This window comes from Bacteroides congonensis, assembly GCF_900130125.1.
GTDB classification, from domain to species: domain Bacteria; phylum Bacteroidota; class Bacteroidia; order Bacteroidales; family Bacteroidaceae; genus Bacteroides; species Bacteroides congonensis.
This window is the reverse complement of record NZ_FQXY01000008.1, coordinates 763,185-782,846: the sequence shown is the minus strand read 5'-3', so window position 1 is coordinate 782,846 and position 19,662 is coordinate 763,185. Positions and strand designations below refer to the sequence as shown.

The following is a 19,662-nucleotide window of genomic DNA, read 5'->3' as shown; positions in this document are numbered from 1 at the left end:
TCCGCCAGCCACTCGTTACCGATGTCGGATGCAAAGGTAGCGTATGGCTTTGACGGCAGAGGCAAGGTCAGGCGGCGATGCCGTTTCGGGCAGAATCTTCCTCAAACAAGTTTGAGCGTATTCAGCCCGAAAACCTTGCCACTGCCCGCCATACGCTTGAAAGGCATCCGGCAACGGAAACAAGCGACTGACGGGAAATTAGAAGAAAAAGAGAGGAACAGCTTACAGACGAAGCGGAATACTGGTGCTTCATCCGAAGCCGTTCCTTTTTCTTTTTGCCGGAAGTCCATTGCTCCGCAATCATAGGGCAGACGGCAAACTGCGCTCCTTCAAGAAAATCAGATTGCAGCCTGTCAGTAGGCGGAGCGATAGCCGTCATTCAGCATCCTTTCGATGTCGGATTCACGGTAGAGGATTTTGCCACCCAACTGGATATAGGCGATACGCCCCTCGTTGCGGTAGTCCTGAAGTGTCCGGCGGCTCACCTTCAGCCAAGCCGACACCTCCTTGTCGGTGAAGAACCGCTCACCGCCCAATGTCGGGCGGTAGTTGGCGGTCAGATACTCTACATTGTCAAGCAGTCGGTCAAGGCTGCCCATGAAGTGGATTATCCATTCGCTGTCTTTGTTAATCAACTCATTCATACTATTCGGATTTAGTGGGTATTGTCATTATATTCAGTTCATATAGTCCCGCCTTTGAATCTTGCTTCTTTTCTCCTGTCCTCCACGATGGAGACGATACGCTTCATATCTTCGGGACGGTAGTAGGTCTTGTGATTGATTTGGCTGTACGCCAACGTGCCGTTGTCACGCAAGGTCTGCAACGTGCGGGGACTGATGTTGAGCATCCGGCACACGTCCTGATTGTCCATCCACTCACTCATTGTCTTTTCCCCGTGCCGATGGCAGATGGCATCCATCCGGTGGACGAAGCGGTCGAACTTGGCGACCATCGCTTCAAAGGTCTTTCTTTCGATTGATACGATTTCCATATTGTCTTTCTTTTTGTTGTTATTGTTTCTTTTGCTGCAAAGGAATATAGAATCCGCTGTCCGGCAATAGCTTTTCCGTAAGTGGCAGCATGTTGCGCCGATACGGTAGCGTTTGTCCGGGTTACCGCCTGTAAATTCCCTGTTAGCAAGCCTATGTACCATGATTTCCGCTCCATCTTTTAGGACTGCTGTTATTCCTTTTGCCACAAAGAAAGACAGAATCCGATACCTGACAATGTATATTACCATTACTGGTAGCATGTGGCACAGGGTGGTAGAGGTTGGCACACGTTGTAAGTGGTGCTAATCCCTTTGATTCCGAAAATTAGGAATGCTGCAAGATTGAAAATAAGGGCTTAATTCAAACTTACCCTATATCTCACCTTTATCCGTTCCGCTATTCATATCCGGCAAATCGGAGAAGTCCTCACCGCTGGTCCCATCACCATATTGCAGAACCGCACAAAATTGTCTAAGAGACTCTAAACGCTTGAATGACTGCACTAAAGCACCTTACTTTGCTCCCGATAATCGGTCGAGGTGCTGACCAAGACCACATTCAATAACTTAATCAATTTGTTTTTTACAATGAAAAGAGAACCAAGCATTACAGAGCAGCAGGCTCGTGAAATCGTTGAAAAAATGGGGTACAGGAAATCCGACACCCCAAAGTCAGAGGAAGACTTCTACAGGCGTATCGGTCTGGACCCGGAAGAACTGGAACAGCCCGGCAAAACCGTCACGGAAGAAGCGGAGATGGTTATGGCTGATGAAACGGCAGAAGAAGCGGCAGTACCGCAGAAGCGCATCAGCAGCAAGCAGCGCAGGCTGTCGTTGGAGGAGTACCGCACCACCTATCTCCAAGTCCCCAAGATTATCAACCGCAAACCCGTGTTCGTCAGTGAGACGGTACGTGACGAACTGGACAGGATTGTCCGCTACCTCGGAGGAAAGGGCATGAGCGCATCCGGACTTATCGAGAACCTTGTCCGCCTGCACCTCGATGCCTACCGGAATGACATCGAGCAGTGGCGCAAACTCTGACGGGATTACGGTGGAACCGGTTGAGCCGTTGGATGCACTCCATCGGTTCGACCGATACACAAGGTGAGTTATTACACTCGAAAATCAATCCGACAGGCAGAGGATTTTTGTGTCCTCAAAGACACAGCAAGATATATTTTCAGTTACCCGAATAATTCTAAGTAACTGAAAATCCTTGCACCGCCGTGGACAGAATAATCCTCCGCAGTCGGATAATTTCGGGGTTCTTTAATCGGGGATTAGACAAAGAATGAACCATTAAATTAAAGGAATAAGAAGAATGAAAAAGAAGAGCAAGTACGGGAGAAATCCCAAGTTGGACCCGAAGACGCATTGTGTGATGGTGCGTTTCGATGATGAGGAATGGAACAGGTTTCTCACGATGTACGAGGAATCACAGGTGTACGCAAAAGCCGTCTTTCTCAAGGCGCATTTCTTTAGGCAGAAGTTCAAGGTGCTGAAAGTGGACAAGACGATGCTGGACTACACGACCAAGCTATCGGACTTCCACGCACAGTTCCGTGGTATCGGTACGAACTACAATCAGGTCGTTAAAGAGTTGCGCTGCCACTTTTCGGAGAAGAAGGCAATGGCATTACTCTACAAACTGGAGAAGTATACCATCGACCTTGTGAAACTGAGCCGGGAGATCGTGGAGCTTTCAAGGGAGATGTATGCCAAGTGGGAATAACAGAAAGGATAAATTCCATTGTACCCTAAAAAATACGGTAGATACACAGCCCTGTGAAATAATGCGAAACGCCGAGAATTTCATAGGAGCCGGCATATCATCATCAGACGTCCGGAACTATATGCGAAAGATGGAAATCGACCGAAAGGATTGAAAATATAATTCTTATCATAGAAACGACTTTGTCATTATGCGCAGTCGTTTCTATGTTTCATTTACCTCTTTTTACTTAGTAATCAACACGAAATTGCTACTTTTGTAAAATGATTCAAGAGGAATTCGATTTTTACAGACCATGTAAGCTATTGCAACCTTACGTGAGATATTATTGGGTATTCAAAAGTAACCAATTTTTGAATACCCTAACTTTCCCTATTGGCTGTCCTCAAATCATTTTTCATAAGGAAGCACCACTGTATATTCCCGAATTGAATGCAACACAAGACAAACTTACCATCAGTGGACAAGTTAATTTCTCGTCACACCTATATGCTGACGGCAATACAGAAATGATAGTGGTTGTATTCCACCCTCACGCTATGAGTATGTTTCTGAACATACCGACATCGCTCTTTTACAATCAAGAAGTGTCCGGTTACAGCCTTGAAAACAAAAGTTTGAATGAACTGGCTACACGAATATTCGACTGTGAGAATAATTCTATTTGCATAAGCTATATAGAAAAATGGCTGGTGTCACAAATTGCCGATAATTTAGTTAATACCACATCCCCAATTAAAAGAATAGATGCCGCCATACAGCGAATATATATCACTCCGCAAATCTCTGTAAACGAATTATCTTCCATTGCCTGCCTAAGTAAAAAACAGTTTGAGCGGTTGTTTCATTCATTTGTAGGTATCAATCCCAAAGAATATACCCGTATCGTTTGCTTCCAAAAGGCTTTGGCGCAGATGCAGCATCAAGCGGGTAAAAAAATCAATCAAGCACAAATAGCATACACAAGTGGTTATGCTGACCAGTCGCACTTTATCCGGGAGTTCAAGAAGTTCTGCGGATATACGCCCATGTCTTTGCTGAAAATATCAAATCCATATTCCGATTTGTTCACCAATCCCGTATAAATGTCCCGTTTGTTCTATCCGGGGTCAAACGCTTCTCCTACTTTTGCCGCCTGATTCATTGAATGAAAATAGCATTAAGTATGAAAGAAGTAAATCCCCAAGAAACCAGCCGGGCATACGCCTTTGAAATGTGGATGAACGCACCCATGCCAATGGTGACGTTCTTTAAGACACTCAACGTGTCACGCCTTGTGAAAATCAGCCGGAAATCGGGCATGAAGTTTAATATGTTGATGTGCTGGTGCATCGGCAAAGCCGCAAGGAGCGTGAAAGAATTTTATATGCTGCCCGTTGGCGGTAAACTGATGCAGCACGATACCATCGCAGTAAACACCATTGTCGCTAACAGAGAGGGCGAGGTAAATTCGTGTGATATTCCTTTCTGTGATGATTTATCTGTGTTTAATCAACACTATCTGCGACTTACCAAACAAGTGGCTGAAAGTTGTGTCAATCACGATTTGACGGAAAGCATGGTTATCGGAACTTCCGCATTGGCACAATATGAAATAGACGGTGCTGTCGGTATGTATAGTGGCATCTTTAATAATCCGTTCCTTATTTGGGGCAAATACAAACACCACCTGCTGAAAACAACGCTTACCGTTTCTTTTCAGTTCCACCACACGCAAATGGACGGGGCGCACGCTTCCCGCTTTTTGGATGGGATTCAAAAAGAAATTGATAATCTGAGAATATAAGTTGAGGGAAAAAGCTATCTTTGCATCCCATAACAACAACATTCAGATGATAAATATCTTTTAAAGCAAATATTATGACAACAAAAGCGGCATTTATTTACATTGCGCCTGAGAATGATTACAAAACGCACAAAGCATTTATTGATTCTCCTGTCGTTAATCTGACGGTAGTGGGTGTAAAAGACTACGAAGAAGCTGAATATGTAGCTAAAGAGTTGGTAAAGGAAGGCATCACTGCTATTGAACTTTGTGCCGGTTTTGGTCTCAATGGCGTAGCACGTGTTAGCAAAGCAGTCGAAGGAAGGGCTTTAGTTGGAGTTGTTAGGTTTGATCTCCATCCTGCGTTTAATCACCAAAGTGGAGATAGCATATTCTAGTTAAAATCCTCAGCGATTTAACTAAGTTCGTATTTCAACTATAATAAGATTGATACTGGCGAAAGAAACCAAAAGAGAGCTTGTTTTTTCTTTCGCTAGTATTGTATTACATATTACACATAAACAATGATTCTATTTGGCATTACTTGTTAGCCATTCCTTAGCCATTTCTGTCAGTCGGTATTGTTGTTTGGGGTGCTTCGGCTGATTCGGATAAAGCCGTTCAATCAATCCTTCTTCCAATGCGGGGGTAATATACCTCTCACGAAAATACTTTAAGTCTTTAATATCACATACATTCGCCATATTCCTCATTGTCATGTAAGAATCTTCCATTTTTTGAATGAGCAATTCTACTTGGGGGGTACTTAGGGGGTATTTGCCCTCCTCTGTTATCTTTTTATCCTCTTTATCATTCTCTATGATATTGGATTTGAAATCAGGTCGCTTGAACGTGATAGTAACGAAACCTCCATCCGAAGACCATGTAGGAGTTTCCACTCCTTGCGCCGTTACTTTAGTTTACCCAACAAGCATAATTAATATTTATCTCAAATTCATATTTGTTTTTCCGAAATTATCACTACATTTGCAGATATAGTCAATTTATTGCTATTCTTTAAAATAAAATAAGTGTGGAAACAGAAAGAATAAATAGAATAAAAGTAGTATTGGTTGAACAAAATAGAACAGGGAAATGGTTAGCAGAACAACTCCAAAAGAATGAAGCTACTATTTCTCGTTGGTGTTCCAATACTTCACAACCATCATTAGAAATGCTTGTCAAGATTGCGAAAATACTGGATGTAGATGTACGAAAACTGATTAATCCAAATAACAACGAAGAACGATATGGCGAATAAGAATCTGAATAAGGCTAAAGAAGCTAAGAAAGACGAGTTCTATACGCAGCTTGAAGATATAAATAATGAGCTGAAACATTATCGTGAGCATTTTCGTGGCAAAACTGTATTGTGCAATTGCGATGACCCACGTGTCAGCAATTTCTTCACCTACTTTGCCTACAACTTTGAGTTCCTTGGATTGAAAAAGTTGATTACCACTTGTTACAAGAATCAAGACATGGACTTGTTCAGTCAAAATAAAAGTGAACAGGCTGTATATTTGGTTTATGAAGGAGACAAGAACGGAGACCATATTCCCAATGCAGATGAAATAGGTGTGATGCCATTAAAGGGGGATGGCGATTTTAGAAGCAAAGAGTGTATTGAACTTCTAAAAGAAGCGGATATTGTTGTTACTAATCCTCCTTTCTCTTTATTCAGAGAATATGTAGCACAACTCATTGAATATGATAAAAAGTTTTTGATTATTGGACACCAGAATGCCATCAAGTATAAAGAGATATTCCCTCTCATCCAGCAAAATAAACTTTGGCTTGGCTATGGCTTTAAAGGGGGAGCTGGTCATTTCATTTCTCATTATGAGGATAGAGCTACCGCTGGCGACCACCGTGAAGGCATGATACGTGTTTCTGGAGTAACATGGTTCACAAATTTAGAAACGCCTAAAAGACATGAGAATATCATTCTTTATAAAAAGTATTCTCCCGAGGAATACCCTAAATATGAGAATTATGATGCTATAGATATTTCCAAAACTGCAGAAATTCCATGTGATTATGATGGAAAGATGGGAGTACCTATTACTTTCATGGATAAATACAACCCCGATCAATTCGAGATAATCGGTAATACATGCGATACAGACTGGATAAGATCTGTGGGATTTAAAATAATGGGACAAGATACAATTGACAAATTGAGGCAACAAGGAAATAAAGCTCATGTTACAGCTAACATGAATTCACCATACATATTAAAAGATGGAATTGTAATCTTACCTTATGCTCGTATTATCATTCGCAAAATTAAAAAGTAATAACCATGATGAATATAGCCCCTAAATTCATAAAGATAGCCGACCTTATTGAAGGTTATAGCAATGACGCCGAGACAGGCGTTAAAGGTTATGGCGGTAAGTTAGACATCCGTCCACCCTATCAACGTGAGTTCCGATACGATATTAAGCAACAGCAGGCTGTTATTAATACCATCTTAAGCGGATATCCGCTCAATATCATGTTTTTTTTTTTCAAGCAGAAGACGGCATACGAGATGATTGACGGCCAACAACGCACGTTATCTATCTGTGAGTTCTATACCCACGGCTTTAACATTGAGGACAAAGACCGTGGCACACTCTATTTCTCAACATTGACAAACGAGGAAAAAAATAAGTTCCTAAATTACGAATTGACAATATATTTCTGTGAAGGGACGGATAAAGATAAATTAGATTGGTTCAGAGTAATCAATATCGCAGGAGAAAAACTGCTCGACCAAGAGCTTCTCAATGCTGTCTATACAGGCCCGTTTGTGACAGATGCCCGTCGTCACTTTTCAAAGAATGGTTGCCCAGCTTATAAACTCGGTGCAGACTTTCTAAACGGTAGTGCCATTGAACAAGCGTATCTTTCAACTATCCTCAAATGGGCAGCCCGTCATGATGGCATCGCAAAGGTTGATGATTATATGGCACAACATCAGTTTGACCCAAATGCCAACAAATTATGGGCTTACTTTGTGTCAATCATCACATGGATACGTTCCACATTCCCTAAATATCGTCGTGAAATGAAAGGTTTGGATTGGGGTGCGATGTTTGACGAGTTTGGTGAGGGCGTTTACGATACAGATGTACTTGAAAAGCAAATCCACGACTTGATGGAGGACGATGAGATTATGAAGAAATCAGGTATCTATCGCTATGTATTAAGTGAAGATCTACGTGATCTCAGTTTCAGAACATTCGACAAAAAGCAAAAACGTGAAGCATACGAACGGCAGAAAGGAATCTGCGTACATTGTGGCAAACATTTCGAGTTGGAAGAAATGGAAGCAGACCACATCACCCCTTGGAAAGATGGTGGTACGACTGTGGCAGAGAATTGTCAAATGCTTTGTAGAAATTGTAATAGGATTAAAGGAGGAAAATAAATATGAATAACCAAATAAAACAATCTATTGAAGAATGTCAAAGTATTATAGAGCATATTCGCAATTCTATAAATAATAAGGAATGCAATTTTTGTCCTAAATGTAAGGAGTTGACGAGTTTGTACAATGCACTTAATAAACTATCGATAAACATTAAATCTGATTTACCTATCGAAGAGCGATATATACAAGCATATTTACCTGCATTAGTCGGAGTATCTCAGATTAATCCTTATGATTTCGGAGGTATTATAGCGATAATAAATATAATTCAATCAAGATGTGATTTGGCAAATAATAAACACAAGAAAATATTCATCAGCCATTCCTCAAAAGATGAAGCAATCATTAAACTTTTTGTTGATGATATTTTACAATTAGGAGTTGGTATAAAGCCTGAGCAAATCTTTTGTACTTCTATTGAAGATATGGGTATTAAAAATGGAGAAGATATTAGGAAACACATTCATCAAAACATAAAGAATGCAGATTATTCTTTCTTGCTCATATCAAATAACTACAAAACAAGTGAAATCTGTTTGAATGAAATGGGAGCAGTTTGGGCATATGATAATAATGTTAAGCTATATCTATTGCCGAAAATGGATTTTGATAGTATTGGATGGTTATGTAATACAAGAATAGCAGAAAGAATAGATAACTCCATTGCTCTAGACGAATTGCACGAACAATTACAACAACACTATTCTCTGCAAAATACATCTATTAGAAGTTGGAGTAGATTACGAGAAAAATTCCTTCAAGAAATTAAAGCTGTTTAATCTCAAACTCAATGTGTGTCTATTTCAAACATATATAATATATACTTTTCTAATATCAAAGATTGATTCAATAAATATATAAAAACTTTTAATTTATAATCAACCATATGCTAACCGAATCACAAAACATAGAATTCAAAGAATCTTGGCGCGACGAATATCTGAAATGGATATGTGGTTTTGCTAATGCACAAGGTGGAACACTGTTTGTCGGCATTAAGGACAATGGCGAAATCTGCGGTGTGCAAGAAGCCAAGAAGTTGATGGAAGATATTCCCAATAAGGTACGTGATATGCTCGGTATACTGGTAGATGTTAATCAAAAAGAGGATAATAAAAAGCAATATCTGGAAATAGTAACTGAAGCATATCCTTATCCAATCAGTTTTCGCGGCAAGTATTACCAGCGGAGCGGAGCCACCAACCAAGAGTTGAAAGGTGCGGCACTCGACCGTTTTATGCTTCGCAAACAGGGAAAAACTTGGGACGGTGTACCAGTGCCTTATCTGAAAACAGAGGATTTGGACAATGCGACTTTTGATTTATTTCGCAAATATGCTAAACGAAGCGAACGCATGGAAGATGCTGATTTAATGGATGACAACCATGGCCTGTTAGAAAAACTTCGACTTTATGAAGGTGATTACCTAAAACGTGCAGCTGCTTTATTGTTCCATCCAGACCCGGAACGATACGTGACCGGAAGTTTTGTAAAGGTGGGCTTCTTCCGTGAGGGAATGGATTTGGTGTATCAAGATGAAGTACATGGCAACCTGTTTCAGCAAATTGTAAAACTAATGGATTTACTATGCACCAAATATATGAAAGCCGTCGTAACTTACGAGGGTATTCATCGAATAGAAACATTGCCTATACCAAGGGAAGCTCTTCGCGAGGCGTTGTTAAATGCCTGCATTAACAAGGATTATGCAGAACCTTCTCCCATACAAATTCGCGTGTATGAAAATAAACTGGAAATTGTAAATGGTGGTGTATTGCCAGACGGTTGGACAGTGGAAACACTGCTATCTTCTCATCGTAGTTTTCCCTATAACCCTGACATTGCCAATACATTCTTTCGTTCTGGAGAAATTGAAGCATGGGGACGTGGCATTGAACGTATCATTATAGCCTGTAAGAATGACGGATTTTCCACACCAGAATTCCGTTACGATGCTTCGGGCATTTGGACGATATTCAAGTTTGAGTATCCAGAAAGAGCGACTACCCAAAAGACTACCCAAAAGACTACCCAAAAGACTACCCAAAAGACTACCCAAAAACTGACAGAGCAACAGCAGGCTATGCTGTCTTTTTTAAAAGAGCATCCCGAAGCGACCCGAAAAGAGATAAGTGAAAGCCTTCCCAACATCACTGAAGATGGTGTTAAGTATAACCTTTCACGCCTTCAGGAACTTGGATTATTAGAGCGTATAGGAGGTAGGAAACAAGGTTATTGGAAAACAATAGAGTAAAGTACATGGATGATCTAGATGAATTTGCAAGTTGGCATAAGGATTTGAATGAATGGGAACGTTTTCAATATGAACTTGAAAGAATAAGCGGAGAGAAAAAAATTATTACAAAGTATGTGATTTTGACAATAAAACACTAAAAAATGCAACTAATGAGCAAAGAAAACCAAATAATACTTTATCAAGACGACAACGAAATTACTCGTGTGTCGGTGCGTTTTGCCGATGAAGATTTGTGGCTGACACAAAATCGTTGGTGTATATATATCAAACGGGTAAATCAAATGTAAGTGAACATATTAAGCATATATTTGAGGATGGCGAGTTAGTAAAGGAGGCAACTGTTCGGAAATTCCGAACAGTTCAAACAGAAGGTTCTCGTAAAGTTGAACGAGAAGTGGAGCACTACAACCTTGATATGGTTATCGCTTTGGGTTATCATGTGCAGTCTCAGGTTGCAACCCGCTTCCGATGATGGGCAACCCAGCGGCTTCATGAGTATATTCAAAAAGGATTTACCATGGATGATGAACGGTTGAAACAGGGCGGCAACCGCTATTTCCGTGAGTTGTTACAACGCATCAGGGATATTCGTAGCAGTGAACGCAATTTTTATCAGCAGGTAACAGATATATATGCTACAGCCACAGACTATGATCCACGCGACAGTATGGCAAAGATGTTCTTCGCCACCGTACAAAACAAGTTGCATTATGCCGTTCATGAAAATACTGTGGCAGAAGTGATATACAATCGTGTGGACAATGAGAAACTGTTTGTAGGTATGACTAATTTCAAAGGCAGCTATGTAACTAAGGATGATGTAAAGATTGCCAAGAACTATTTGTCTGAGATTGAACTCCAACGCCTGAATCTGCTTGTTTCCGGTTTCTTGGACTTTGCCGAGTTCCAAGCATTGGAAATGAATCCTATGAGAATGAAAGATTGGATAGAGGCACTGGACAATCAAATTATAGCACACAAGCGAAAGGTTTTGATTGGTAAGGGAAACATTTCGCATAAACAAGCGATTGAGAAGGCTGAAAAAGAGTTCGCCATCTACCGCAAGCGTGAAATGGAACTGCTTGAAAGCGATTTTGATAAGGAAATCAAGAAATTGAAAGATAACAATGGTAAAAGTTCAAACTAATTGTATATCTTTGCCTTTGGAAACCTTCACGCAACCTTGCGCAGAACGCAGCAAGTCATTGGTGGAGCAATCGGAGGAGATTACAATTGAGTAGCTTTTAGAAAAGAATGACATTCAACCACTTGGGAATAAATCACGATTCCTGGTGGCACCACTTCAAGATTCAGTAAAAAAATCCCTTGAACTTTTAAAAGTTCAAGGGATTTTTTTACTGAATCTTTTTGCATCTACAAAGCACACTAAACTTTAGAACTATGTAGTTTTTTATAAATCTCTACACGAGCATCTATTTCTGCTTGAGTCAAATGTGCAGGAAGTTCAATAGTAGTCCGGGGAGTAATTGCTACAAGCACTACATCCCCCACACCCTTTTTATACTCCTTAATTACATTTTCAGTAAACTGGCTGGATGAAACAACATCACGCATAATATTACCTTTTTTCATATCTCTTTTTTTAGTTTTATACACAAGCAGAATACAAATCTCCTTATTCAGGTTTAGCCAAAGCCAAATTTTCCGATTTAGATTTGTTTTCCAAACATATATTGACTGCATTCATCCCTTTTACTCCGCGCTCAAGGTCAAATGTAACGATATTATTTTCCGCAATATTACCAACAACATTGTTCACATGAAAAAAATACTTTTCAACTCCGGAAAGGTCTTTAATAAAGCCAAATCCTCTTGCCTCATTAAAGAATTCAACACGACCTCTCAAGATGACCGGTTCTTCTTCCTCTTTCTTCGGAGTCGCTATGATTATTTCATCAGGATTAATCTCTTCCTTTTTAACATCATCAGCGGGCGGAGTTGAGGTAATCATCCCGTTCTCATCGACATAAGCAATCATATCATCGAAGCTACTAGCCCCTGATAATTTCCTGCTTTCTTTCTTCTTTAGTTTTTCTTCTCGCTTAGCAAGTCTTTTCTTCTCATTTTCACGTTTACCAACTGTCATGGATTTTGCCATAGAATTTATATTTAGTTTAATATTATAGTTTAAAGAGATTGTAAATTGCTGATTTTAAATAGTAAAATCAGCCTTATTTAGTTTCTTACCAGTCAATTTCTGAATATCATTGACGAGTTTTCGTTCTTCCTGCGAGCAGAACGTAAGCGCTGTTCCTTCATTTCCCGCCCTTCCGGTACGCCCGATACGGTGTACATAAGTTTCGGGAACGTCAGGAAGATCATAGTTGATAACTAACGGCAACTCATTAATATCGATTCCCCTAGAAGCAATATCGGTAGCTACCATCACCCTTGTTTTTCCCGATTTGAAATTCCCCAATGCAGACTGTCTTGCTGCCTGACTCTTGTTTCCATGGATAGCCTGACTTCCAATCCCCGCTTTACCCAATATCCTGACAATCTTATCAGCATTGTGCTTCGTACGCGAAAAGATTAACACGGACTGATTATCCGCTTTTTGCAGAATCGAAATCAACAGTTGACTCTTCTCTTTTTTCTCCACAAAATATATCACTTGTTTGATTGAATCCACGGTAGATGATTTCGGTGTTATATAAATCTTAACCGGATTCTTCAACAGAGATTTAGTTAATGCAATAATACTATCCGGCATTGTCGCTGAGAAAAACAAAGTCTGCTTTTCTTTCGGAAGTTTTGGCAATATCCGCTTAATATCATGGATAAATCCCATATCGAGCATACGGTCTGCTTCATCAAGCACAAAATATTGTATCTTATCCAGATGGATATATCCCTGATTCATCAAATCAAGCAAACGTCCCGGAGTCGCCACCAGAATATCAGTTCCTTTGTGCAACATATCAACCTGCGGACGCTGATTCACACCGCCGAAGATAACGCCGTGACGGACACGGGTATATTTTGAATAATCCTCAATGCATTCACTGATTTGCAAAGCAAGTTCACGGGTAGGCGTTAATATCAACGCTCTGATACCCTGACGTTTGCCAGTCTCTTTATTTTCCTGTAAATGCTGGATGATAGGAATTGCAAACGAAGCAGTTTTCCCTGTTCCCGTTTGCGCACAACCCAGTATATCTCTTTTCACTAATGCGGCAGGAATTGCTTTTTCCTGAATAGGAGTCGGCACAGTATATCCTTTTTCTTCAATTGCCTTTAAAATCGGTTCGGTTATTTTTAAATCTTTAAATGTCATAAATGTAATTTGCTATACCTTGTTATTACGCCGGCACATCTGAAAACATTTCATGCAAATGTTCACAATAATACCGACACAATTATCAATATAGACTTTGTGATATAATTATTAAACTTATACTCTCGATTCCCGGGAGTATCTAATTGCAATAAAGCCTAATAATTCTTCTTTAGACATGAAAAGATCAGGATCTGGGGTATCCTAGTTGCACTACACAGAGGAGTGAGAATTAGCAGAACTTAATTGTTAGATGATTTTCATTTCCGGCTGCCAGATTAAGACAACCTCCGCAGACAAATCATAAAGGCGGATATATAAAGACTTTATAGAAAAGCAGAAGAAATATTTCCTCCGCTTTCCCTAAGTCCGGATATTAATATCTTCTGGAATTGCCGTAACCACCTCCACGGTTTCCACCGTATGCCGGTTTCTCTGCGCGAGGACGTGCAACGCTTACTGAAATAACCTTCTGGTCATATTCAACGCCGTTCAATTCGTCTATTGCCTTTTGTCCTTCTTCTTCGTTCGCCATTTCTACAAAAGCGAATCCTCTGGATTTACCAGTTTCTCTATCCATAATAACTTTAGCTGAAGAAACTTCTCCAAACTCTGCAAATAAATTTGTTAAGTCCGCATCGTTTGTACGATAACTTAAACCTGCGATGTAAATGTTCATTTAAACTTTTATTAAAATAAATACTAAATTGGAGTGAGGAGGATAATTACAGAAAAGGCCTACTTACTAATATTATTATTAAAAGAAGAACTATACGATAATGATTCGTAACTCAAACTCTGGGAACAAAGGTAACGTAATAAATCAGAAAAATACGTTTATATTCATTCTTTTTCGGAAGAAAGACGATAATTATCATTTATTAGCACACAATTCATCCTAAATCGGCGAGATACACAATTTCGCCTCTCATTCTTGATATTCTCTTGTAATATATCTACTTTTGCCATTGCATAATTTATCAAGTCCCCCCTTATGAATGTCAGAATAGAACCAAGTTGGAAACAACAATTACAAGAAGAATTTGACAAACCATACTTCGAAAAGTTGGTTACATTCGTCAAAGATGAATATAAACGGGCACACGTCCTCCCTCTTGGACATCAGATTTTTCATATATTCAATTCCTGTCCCTTCGAAAAAGTAAAAGTAGTTATCCTTGGACAGGACCCTTATCCCAATCCCGGACAATATTATGGAGTCTGTTTTTCTGTACCTGATGGAGTAGCTATCCCCGGTTCACTAAGCAACATCTTCAAAGAAATACACCAAGATTTGGGAAAGCCAATTCCAACTTCCGGTAATTTGGATCGTTGGGTAGCTCAAGGTGTATTCCCGCTAAACTCAATTCTTACTGTACGTGCACACGAAACCGGTTCTCACCGAAATATGGGCTGGGAAATCTTCACAGACGCAGTTATCAGGAAACTAAGTGAAAAACGGGAGAGTTTGATATTTATGCTTTGGGGAAGTTATGCGAAAGAGAAACGATCTTTGATAGATACCAACAAACATCTGGTACTAACCACTGTTCATCCCTCTCCCCGCTCTGCCGAATATGGTTTCTTCGGTTGTAAACACTTCAGTAAAGCCAATGCTTTCTTGCATAGTAAGGGAATAGAAGAAATTGACTGGTAAATAAATGATTTCTCAAAACAAACTATCAGTACCCAGAAACATTCGCCATGAATAAATCAAACGATATCACCCGAGAAGAAATGTGGGCCAAGCAATGCTTGTCTGCTACCGATATTGATTACGCCGTGTGGGAACGGGATAAATCCATACTTCACCAACTTTCAAAAATCTGTCACAACTGCACATTTGTTGTCGATGTTTACAAATGCAATTACACGTATGCATCCTCGAATTTCGTTGATTTACTGGGGTATGACAGTCACAAGATAGAAACTTTGGAAAAGCAGGGAGATTATTTAGAATCACGTATTCATCCGGACGACCGTGCGCAACTGGCAGCATTACAGGTCACGTTAAGCCAGTTCATTTACAGTCTGCCTCTCGAACAGCGAAACGACTATTCCAACATTTACAGTTTCCGTATACTCAATGCCAAGCAGCAATATATACGCGTCACTAGCCGACATCAAGTTTTGGAACAAGACCGTAACGGCAAAGCATGGCTCGTAATAGGCAATATGGATATTTCACCCGACCAAAAACATTCCGAAACAGTAGACTGCACTGTCCTAAATCTGAAGAACGGGGAATTCTTCTCTCCTTCCTCTTTGCTAATGCCTTCTTCGCTCAACCTCACTAATCGGGAAATAGAGATATTACGGCTTATTCAAAAAGGGTTGTTAAGTAAAGAGATTGCAGACAAGCTATGTATCAGTATTCACACTGTCAATATTCACCGGCAGAACCTGTTACGCAAATTAGGTGTGCAAAATTCCATCGAAGCCATTCGCTTGGGACAGGAAACCGGACTACTAAATTAATTAACCCATACGCCCTTTTCCCGAAGCTACCAGTCTGACTAAGGCATCCATTCCACCACACCCACCACCGGGTGCAATCTTCTCCATTCCTCAAATTCCGGATAACTACGTACACCATCCTGAATCACAGCTTGATAATACTCCACTCCCATAATCTTTTCCGTATCAGGCGTTTCGTATTTTAATTTCAGGATAGCCAGTCTCATTTCATCTGTCAATACCGCAGAAATGCGTTCGGCCACCCTTTCAAAATAGCCATCATAACGAGAGCCTTCTTGGATATGAATCATATCCATTTGCCAGAATTCTCCTTCCATATCCTGATACCATGCATGCCACTCTATACACGCTTCTGCTGTATGTAATAAATTCGTATATTCAATCTTCTTTACGGACGTATTTTCCGCCAATTCAGCCATCGCCCGAAAGCTGGCAGACAAATCCAAAGGAGAAGTGTAAATGTGAAAATCAATATCCCGATGTTTCATCAATAATCCTGTACGCAACGAACCTACCAGATTCACTTTGGCACCCATCCCCTCCCATATCCGAACAATACGGGTATCCTCTATAATCTCCCAAGCTTTCTGCTGGTTACGTTTTGCCAATTCAAGAATATTCATCTTTTTCCTTATTAAGTAAGTATGCAAAAATAGGAAAAAGGATACATATATAGCTATAAATAACTATTTAATCCCTAAATGGGTTGAGCTAACTTTGCCTGCAATTTCAATTCTTCATCATACAACTAAAAAGAGATTATGATATTCAATCAAACAGAGAAACAGGAAAAAGAGTATTTACAGCAAGTCATAACCACTATCCATGATACGATTAACACTACCAGTACTTCCGTCAAAGAGCATATAGACACCCTGCAGGAGTACAAGGATTATCTATGGTCGAACAAAGATATCGATCCCCACGAAATCCGTTCCATGCGCGAAAGCATATTAAATCATTTTGCATTAGGTGAAAATGTAATTGACAAACGCAGGCGACTAAGCAAAATACTGGATATCCCCTATTTCGGACGAATCGACTTTCAGGAAAAGAAAGACAAAAGCCAAGTTAGTCCGATCTATATAGGAATACATACTTTCTATGACCTCAATCAAAAAAAGAATCTGATTTACGATTGGCGAGCTCCTATTTCAAGCATGTTCTACGATCATGAATTAGGCGAGGCGTTCTACTCCTCCCCGGCAGGCAAAATTAACGGGACGATCTCACTCAAACGCCAATATCGTATTCGCAAAGGAAAAATGGAGTACATGATTGAAAGTTCCGTAACTGTTCATGACGATATTCTGCAAAAAGAACTATGTTCCAATGCCGACAATAAAATGAAAAATATCGTCACGACAATTCAGAGGGAACAGAATCAGATCATCCGTAATGAAAACGCTTCTGTACTTATTATACAAGGTGTTGCCGGTTCAGGAAAAACCTCTATCGCCCTCCATCGTATTGCCTACCTGCTTTATGCACAGAAAGGACAGATTTCTTCCAAAGACATATTAATCATCTCCCCCAATAAAGTATTTGCCGATTACATTTCTAATGTACTTCCGGAACTTGGCGAAGAGACCGTTCCCGAAACCAGCATGGAGCAAATTCTGTCGGATGTAATTGACAACAAATATAAACACCAGAATTTCTTCGAACAGGTGACGGAACTATTAGAAAACCCGACACCCGACTTTATCGAACGGATACAATACAAAGCCTCCTTCGAGTTTATATCACTACTTGACAAATTCATCCTTTATATGGAAAACAACTATTTCAAAGCAACAGATGTAAAACTCACCAAATACATCACTATTCCTGCTGAATTTATTAACGAACAGTTCAAACGATTCCACCGCTATCCCATACGTCAACGATTTGAGACTATGACAGATTACATTCTGGAAATGATGCAACTACAATATAATCTCACAGTTAGCACTCCGGAGAAAAACCAACTAAAGAAAGAGATAAAAAAGATGTTCGCGGGAAATAACGATCTCCAAATCTATAAAGACTTTTTTGAGTGGATCGGAAAACCGGAGATGTTCAAGACACGCAAAAACCGCATACTGGAGTATGCGGACTTAGCTCCTTTGGCTTATCTGCATATCGCATTAAATGGAAACGCTCAATCTTATGTCAAACACCTTCTGATAGACGAAATGCAAGACTATTCTCCCATACAATACAAAGTGATTCAAAAACTTTATCCGTGTCGAAAAACAATTCTTGGAGACGCTTCCCAATCCGTCAATCCTTATGGTTCTTCCACTGCCGATATGATTCATAAAGCATTTGTAACAGGAGAAATAATGAAACTTTGCAAAAGCTATCGTTCTACTTTTGAGATCACCAGTTTTGCACAAAAAATTCAACCGAACAATGAATTAGAACCGATTATGAGACATGGGGAACACCCCAAGATTCTTCCATTCCAAAATACAGAAGAAGAGATCCAAGGTATTGCGGATTTAGTAAACTCCTTCAGGAACTCCCATTATACCTCATTAGGGATTATCTGCAAAACAGAATCCCAAGCAAAAGAACTTGTTCAAAAGCTCCAGATATATGCAAACGACATCTCACTTTTGTCAAATCAAAGTTCTGCTTATGTGAAAGGGATTATCATCACTTCCGCCCATATGGCGAAAGGACTGGAATTTGACGAAGTAATCATTCCGCAAACAGATGATAAGAACTATCATTCCAATATTGATAAAAGTATGCTTTATGTGGCAGCCACAAGGGCTATGCACAAGCTAACTTTGACTTATTCCGTTTCTTCACCCGGTTGTCGATTTCTGATATGCCTAAGAAATTAACAAAAAAAAGAATTCTTTTTGTATTTTAAGACAGATATCATATATTTGAGCCAAAAAATCAAAAACCGATATCTAAATAATGGAAATTAAGTCATCTGTAAAACAAAAAGATCAATGGATTAATCTATCCGATATAAATGTGTTTCAACAGCAGTATAAACAGAATTTTCGTTCATTAAAATATTTCGGTATGCAATATCTTCCCAACGAAGAAGTAGTCTCGGATCTGATTCAAGACATCTGGCTCAAAATATGGGAAAGAAGAGAGAATCACATAAGTGAAGCTGCCTTCAAACACTATCTATTTCAATCACTTTATCGCTCTATACTTAACTATATAAAGCATGACAAAATAGTTAAAGAATACTCAGAAACCACCCTCAATAATGGGGAAGTAATAGAACAGGAAATAACATATAAGATTATTGAATCAGAAATTTATCAAGCGGTAAATCAGGTTTTCGAAGAACTTCCGGCTTCATGCCGTCGTGTATATGCCGCTAGTTTAAATGGAAAATCACAAAAAGAGATTGCTGAAGAATTCTATATTTCTATTAATACTGTTAAAAAACACATCAACAATGCTAACCACTACATGAAAAAACGTTTGAAAGACTTTTTATTATTTTTCCTATCTTTTCGATAGAAAAATACATTTTCTTATTACACCAAACTCATATTCGATTGTCTAGTATAAAAAAGATAACCGAATATGAATACCAACATAGATTTAAATGAAGCCAAAAGACTGCTTTTAAAAAAAGCTCTCCAATAATTTAAGTGAGACAGAAGAACAGTTACTGAACCAATGGATAAATACGTCTCCACTAAATAAAGCTTTAGCCCAAAAAATTCATTCCAGACACTTCCTGTCACA

The 19,662-nt window shown here is 39.5% G+C and carries 24 protein-coding genes and 1 pseudogene; 17 read left to right on the top strand and 8 right to left on the bottom strand.

Annotation, left to right across the window (positions count from 1 at the left end):
• The first annotated feature begins 21 nt into the window (after positions 1–21).
• Positions 22–306 carry a hypothetical protein gene (locus tag BQ7997_RS25615; RefSeq protein WP_162494030.1) on the top strand — a complete coding sequence of 95 codons (285 nt, stop codon included), beginning with the start codon at positions 22–24 and terminating at the stop codon, positions 304–306.
• A 47-nt stretch (positions 307–353) separates the two neighbouring features.
• Here BQ7997_RS25615 and BQ7997_RS06540 read toward each other — a convergent pair whose 3' ends face one another.
• Together BQ7997_RS06540 and BQ7997_RS06535 are read right to left on the bottom strand one after the other, a co-directional pair.
• Positions 354–644 (bottom strand): helix-turn-helix domain-containing protein, encoded by a 291-nt coding sequence (locus tag BQ7997_RS06540; RefSeq protein WP_073344675.1) that lies wholly within the window; start codon positions 642–644, stop codon positions 354–356.
• Between the two features lie 38 nt (positions 645–682).
• Entirely contained in the window at positions 683–994 is a 312-nt protein-coding gene (locus BQ7997_RS06535) for a helix-turn-helix domain-containing protein (protein WP_073344864.1), read from the bottom strand.
• Positions 995–1,582: 588 nt separating this feature from the next.
• Between BQ7997_RS06535 and BQ7997_RS06530 the strand changes: the two genes are divergently transcribed.
• The 5 genes from BQ7997_RS06530 to BQ7997_RS06505 all read left to right on the top strand — a co-directional run bounded on the left by BQ7997_RS06530 (position 1,583) and on the right by BQ7997_RS06505 (position 4,892).
• On the top strand, positions 1,583–2,038 hold the full coding sequence (locus BQ7997_RS06530; protein ID WP_073344672.1) for a DUF3408 domain-containing protein: 456 nt from the start codon (positions 1,583–1,585) through the stop codon (positions 2,036–2,038).
• A 280-nt stretch (positions 2,039–2,318) separates the two neighbouring features.
• On the top strand, positions 2,319–2,729 hold the full coding sequence (mobA, locus tag BQ7997_RS06520) for a conjugal transfer protein MobA (RefSeq protein ID WP_073344669.1): 411 nt from the start codon (positions 2,319–2,321) through the stop codon (positions 2,727–2,729).
• 263 nt (positions 2,730–2,992) lie between these two features.
• Positions 2,993–3,814, top strand: a complete 822-nt coding sequence (locus BQ7997_RS06515; RefSeq protein ID WP_073344666.1) for a DUF6597 domain-containing transcriptional factor — start codon at positions 2,993–2,995, stop codon at positions 3,812–3,814.
• An 80-nt stretch (positions 3,815–3,894) separates the two neighbouring features.
• On the top strand, positions 3,895–4,515 hold the full coding sequence (locus BQ7997_RS06510; protein WP_073344663.1) for a CatA-like O-acetyltransferase, family 2: 621 nt from the start codon (positions 3,895–3,897) through the stop codon (positions 4,513–4,515).
• Between the two features lie 74 nt (positions 4,516–4,589).
• Positions 4,590–4,892 (top strand): DUF6506 family protein, encoded by a 303-nt coding sequence (locus tag BQ7997_RS06505; RefSeq protein ID WP_036618105.1) that lies wholly within the window; start codon positions 4,590–4,592, stop codon positions 4,890–4,892.
• 132 nt (positions 4,893–5,024) lie between these two features.
• On the opposite strand, the gene BQ7997_RS06500 is transcribed toward BQ7997_RS06505, so the two are convergent.
• Positions 5,025–5,393: a Fic family protein gene (locus tag BQ7997_RS06500; protein WP_073344658.1), complete on the bottom strand. Its 369-nt coding sequence runs from the start codon at positions 5,391–5,393 to the stop codon at positions 5,025–5,027.
• Positions 5,394–5,527: 134 nt separating this feature from the next.
• Here BQ7997_RS06500 and BQ7997_RS06495 point away from each other — a divergent pair, with 134 nt between their 5' ends.
• The 7 genes and pseudogenes from BQ7997_RS06495 (at position 5,528) to BQ7997_RS06470 (ending at position 11,319) form a co-directional block, all read left to right on the top strand.
• Positions 5,528–5,755 carry a helix-turn-helix transcriptional regulator gene (locus tag BQ7997_RS06495; protein WP_057327949.1) on the top strand — a complete coding sequence of 76 codons (228 nt, stop codon included), beginning with the start codon at positions 5,528–5,530 and terminating at the stop codon, positions 5,753–5,755.
• Positions 5,745–6,794 carry an adenine-specific methyltransferase EcoRI family protein gene (locus tag BQ7997_RS06490; protein WP_057327950.1) on the top strand — a complete coding sequence of 350 codons (1,050 nt, stop codon included), beginning with the start codon at positions 5,745–5,747 and terminating at the stop codon, positions 6,792–6,794. Before BQ7997_RS06495 ends, BQ7997_RS06490 begins: the two co-directional genes overlap by 11 nt.
• A gap of 5 nt (positions 6,795–6,799) precedes the next feature.
• Positions 6,800–7,912 carry an HNH endonuclease family protein gene (locus BQ7997_RS26240; protein WP_235817260.1) on the top strand — a complete coding sequence of 371 codons (1,113 nt, stop codon included), beginning with the start codon at positions 6,800–6,802 and terminating at the stop codon, positions 7,910–7,912.
• Between the two features lie 2 nt (positions 7,913–7,914).
• Positions 7,915–8,694, top strand: a complete 780-nt coding sequence (locus tag BQ7997_RS06480) for a toll/interleukin-1 receptor domain-containing protein (protein WP_073344655.1) — start codon at positions 7,915–7,917, stop codon at positions 8,692–8,694.
• 107 nt (positions 8,695–8,801) lie between these two features.
• On the top strand, positions 8,802–10,169 hold the full coding sequence (locus tag BQ7997_RS06475; protein WP_073344651.1) for an RNA-binding domain-containing protein: 1,368 nt from the start codon (positions 8,802–8,804) through the stop codon (positions 10,167–10,169).
• A 5-nt stretch (positions 10,170–10,174) separates the two neighbouring features.
• Positions 10,175–10,309, top strand: a complete 135-nt coding sequence (locus BQ7997_RS26010) for a hypothetical protein (RefSeq protein ID WP_262481143.1) — start codon at positions 10,175–10,177, stop codon at positions 10,307–10,309.
• A gap of 12 nt (positions 10,310–10,321) precedes the next feature.
• Positions 10,322–11,319, top strand: a pseudogene (locus BQ7997_RS06470) (virulence RhuM family protein).
• Positions 11,320–11,558: 239 nt separating this feature from the next.
• Here the strand turns inward: BQ7997_RS06470 and BQ7997_RS06465 are convergent.
• The 4 genes from BQ7997_RS06465 to BQ7997_RS06450 form a co-directional block, all read right to left on the bottom strand.
• A complete protein-coding gene (locus tag BQ7997_RS06465; protein ID WP_073344648.1) occupies positions 11,559–11,765 on the bottom strand; it encodes a hypothetical protein in 207 nt (68 codons plus the stop codon).
• Positions 11,766–11,808: 43 nt separating this feature from the next.
• Positions 11,809–12,291, bottom strand: a complete 483-nt coding sequence (locus tag BQ7997_RS06460) for a cold-shock protein (RefSeq protein ID WP_022138518.1) — start codon at positions 12,289–12,291, stop codon at positions 11,809–11,811.
• Between the two features lie 54 nt (positions 12,292–12,345).
• Positions 12,346–13,470 carry a DEAD/DEAH box helicase gene (locus tag BQ7997_RS06455; RefSeq protein WP_044657273.1) on the bottom strand — a complete coding sequence of 375 codons (1,125 nt, stop codon included), beginning with the start codon at positions 13,468–13,470 and terminating at the stop codon, positions 12,346–12,348.
• Positions 13,471–13,846: 376 nt separating this feature from the next.
• Positions 13,847–14,149 carry an RNA recognition motif domain-containing protein gene (locus BQ7997_RS06450; protein WP_022138516.1) on the bottom strand — a complete coding sequence of 101 codons (303 nt, stop codon included), beginning with the start codon at positions 14,147–14,149 and terminating at the stop codon, positions 13,847–13,849.
• Positions 14,150–14,464: 315 nt separating this feature from the next.
• On the opposite strand from BQ7997_RS06450, the gene ung reads away from it, so the two are divergent.
• Together ung and BQ7997_RS06440 are read left to right on the top strand one after the other, a co-directional pair.
• A complete protein-coding gene (ung, locus tag BQ7997_RS06445; RefSeq protein WP_073344645.1) occupies positions 14,465–15,127 on the top strand; it encodes a uracil-DNA glycosylase in 663 nt (220 codons plus the stop codon).
• Positions 15,128–15,174: 47 nt separating this feature from the next.
• Positions 15,175–15,948, top strand: a complete 774-nt coding sequence (locus BQ7997_RS06440; RefSeq protein WP_073344643.1) for a LuxR C-terminal-related transcriptional regulator — start codon at positions 15,175–15,177, stop codon at positions 15,946–15,948.
• A 38-nt stretch (positions 15,949–15,986) separates the two neighbouring features.
• On the opposite strand, the gene BQ7997_RS06435 is transcribed toward BQ7997_RS06440, so the two are convergent.
• A complete protein-coding gene (locus BQ7997_RS06435; RefSeq protein ID WP_073344640.1) occupies positions 15,987–16,571 on the bottom strand; it encodes a hypothetical protein in 585 nt (194 codons plus the stop codon).
• Between the two features lie 138 nt (positions 16,572–16,709).
• Here BQ7997_RS06435 and BQ7997_RS06430 point away from each other — a divergent pair, with 138 nt between their 5' ends.
• Complete coding sequence (locus BQ7997_RS06430; RefSeq protein WP_073344637.1) at positions 16,710–18,785, top strand: HelD family protein; 2,076 nt, start codon at positions 16,710–16,712, stop codon at positions 18,783–18,785.
• A 79-nt stretch (positions 18,786–18,864) separates the two neighbouring features.
• On the top strand, positions 18,865–19,431 hold the full coding sequence (locus tag BQ7997_RS06425; protein ID WP_083589179.1) for a sigma-70 family RNA polymerase sigma factor: 567 nt from the start codon (positions 18,865–18,867) through the stop codon (positions 19,429–19,431).
• Positions 19,432–19,662: the final 231 nt, after the last annotated feature.

Bases quoted from the DNA above. Each gene is read 5' to 3' on its own strand.
- BQ7997_RS06515 (WP_073344666.1), top strand. From the start codon at position 2,993: ATGATTCAAGAGGAATTCGATTTTTACAGACCATGTAAGCTATTGCAA.
- BQ7997_RS06475 (WP_073344651.1), top strand. From the start codon at position 8,802: ATGCTAACCGAATCACAAAACATAGAATTCAAAGAATCTTGGCGCGAC.
- BQ7997_RS06425 (WP_083589179.1), top strand. From the start codon at position 18,865: ATGGAAATTAAGTCATCTGTAAAACAAAAAGATCAATGGATTAATCTA.
- BQ7997_RS06465 (WP_073344648.1), bottom strand. From the start codon at position 11,765: ATGAAAAAAGGTAATATTATGCGTGATGTTGTTTCATCCAGCCAGTTT.
- BQ7997_RS06510 (WP_073344663.1), top strand. From the start codon at position 3,895: ATGAAAGAAGTAAATCCCCAAGAAACCAGCCGGGCATACGCCTTTGAA.
- BQ7997_RS06530 (WP_073344672.1), top strand. From the start codon at position 1,583: ATGAAAAGAGAACCAAGCATTACAGAGCAGCAGGCTCGTGAAATCGTT.
- BQ7997_RS06435 (WP_073344640.1), bottom strand. From the start codon at position 16,571: ATGAATATTCTTGAATTGGCAAAACGTAACCAGCAGAAAGCTTGGGAG.
- BQ7997_RS06450 (WP_022138516.1), bottom strand. From the start codon at position 14,149: ATGAACATTTACATCGCAGGTTTAAGTTATCGTACAAACGATGCGGAC.
- BQ7997_RS06540 (WP_073344675.1), bottom strand. From the start codon at position 644: ATGAATGAGTTGATTAACAAAGACAGCGAATGGATAATCCACTTCATG.
- BQ7997_RS06455 (WP_044657273.1), bottom strand. From the start codon at position 13,470: ATGACATTTAAAGATTTAAAAATAACCGAACCGATTTTAAAGGCAATT.
- ung (WP_073344645.1), top strand. From the start codon at position 14,465: ATGAATGTCAGAATAGAACCAAGTTGGAAACAACAATTACAAGAAGAA.
- BQ7997_RS06460 (WP_022138518.1), bottom strand. From the start codon at position 12,291: ATGGCAAAATCCATGACAGTTGGTAAACGTGAAAATGAGAAGAAAAGA.
- BQ7997_RS06480 (WP_073344655.1), top strand. From the start codon at position 7,915: ATGAATAACCAAATAAAACAATCTATTGAAGAATGTCAAAGTATTATA.
- BQ7997_RS26010 (WP_262481143.1), top strand. From the start codon at position 10,175: ATGGATGATCTAGATGAATTTGCAAGTTGGCATAAGGATTTGAATGAA.
- BQ7997_RS26240 (WP_235817260.1), top strand. From the start codon at position 6,800: ATGATGAATATAGCCCCTAAATTCATAAAGATAGCCGACCTTATTGAA.
- BQ7997_RS06440 (WP_073344643.1), top strand. From the start codon at position 15,175: ATGAATAAATCAAACGATATCACCCGAGAAGAAATGTGGGCCAAGCAA.
- BQ7997_RS06430 (WP_073344637.1), top strand. From the start codon at position 16,710: ATGATATTCAATCAAACAGAGAAACAGGAAAAAGAGTATTTACAGCAA.
- BQ7997_RS06535 (WP_073344864.1), bottom strand. From the start codon at position 994: ATGGAAATCGTATCAATCGAAAGAAAGACCTTTGAAGCGATGGTCGCC.
- BQ7997_RS06490 (WP_057327950.1), top strand. From the start codon at position 5,745: ATGGCGAATAAGAATCTGAATAAGGCTAAAGAAGCTAAGAAAGACGAG.
- mobA (WP_073344669.1), top strand. From the start codon at position 2,319: ATGAAAAAGAAGAGCAAGTACGGGAGAAATCCCAAGTTGGACCCGAAG.
- BQ7997_RS25615 (WP_162494030.1), top strand. From the start codon at position 22: ATGTCGGATGCAAAGGTAGCGTATGGCTTTGACGGCAGAGGCAAGGTC.
- BQ7997_RS06505 (WP_036618105.1), top strand. From the start codon at position 4,590: ATGACAACAAAAGCGGCATTTATTTACATTGCGCCTGAGAATGATTAC.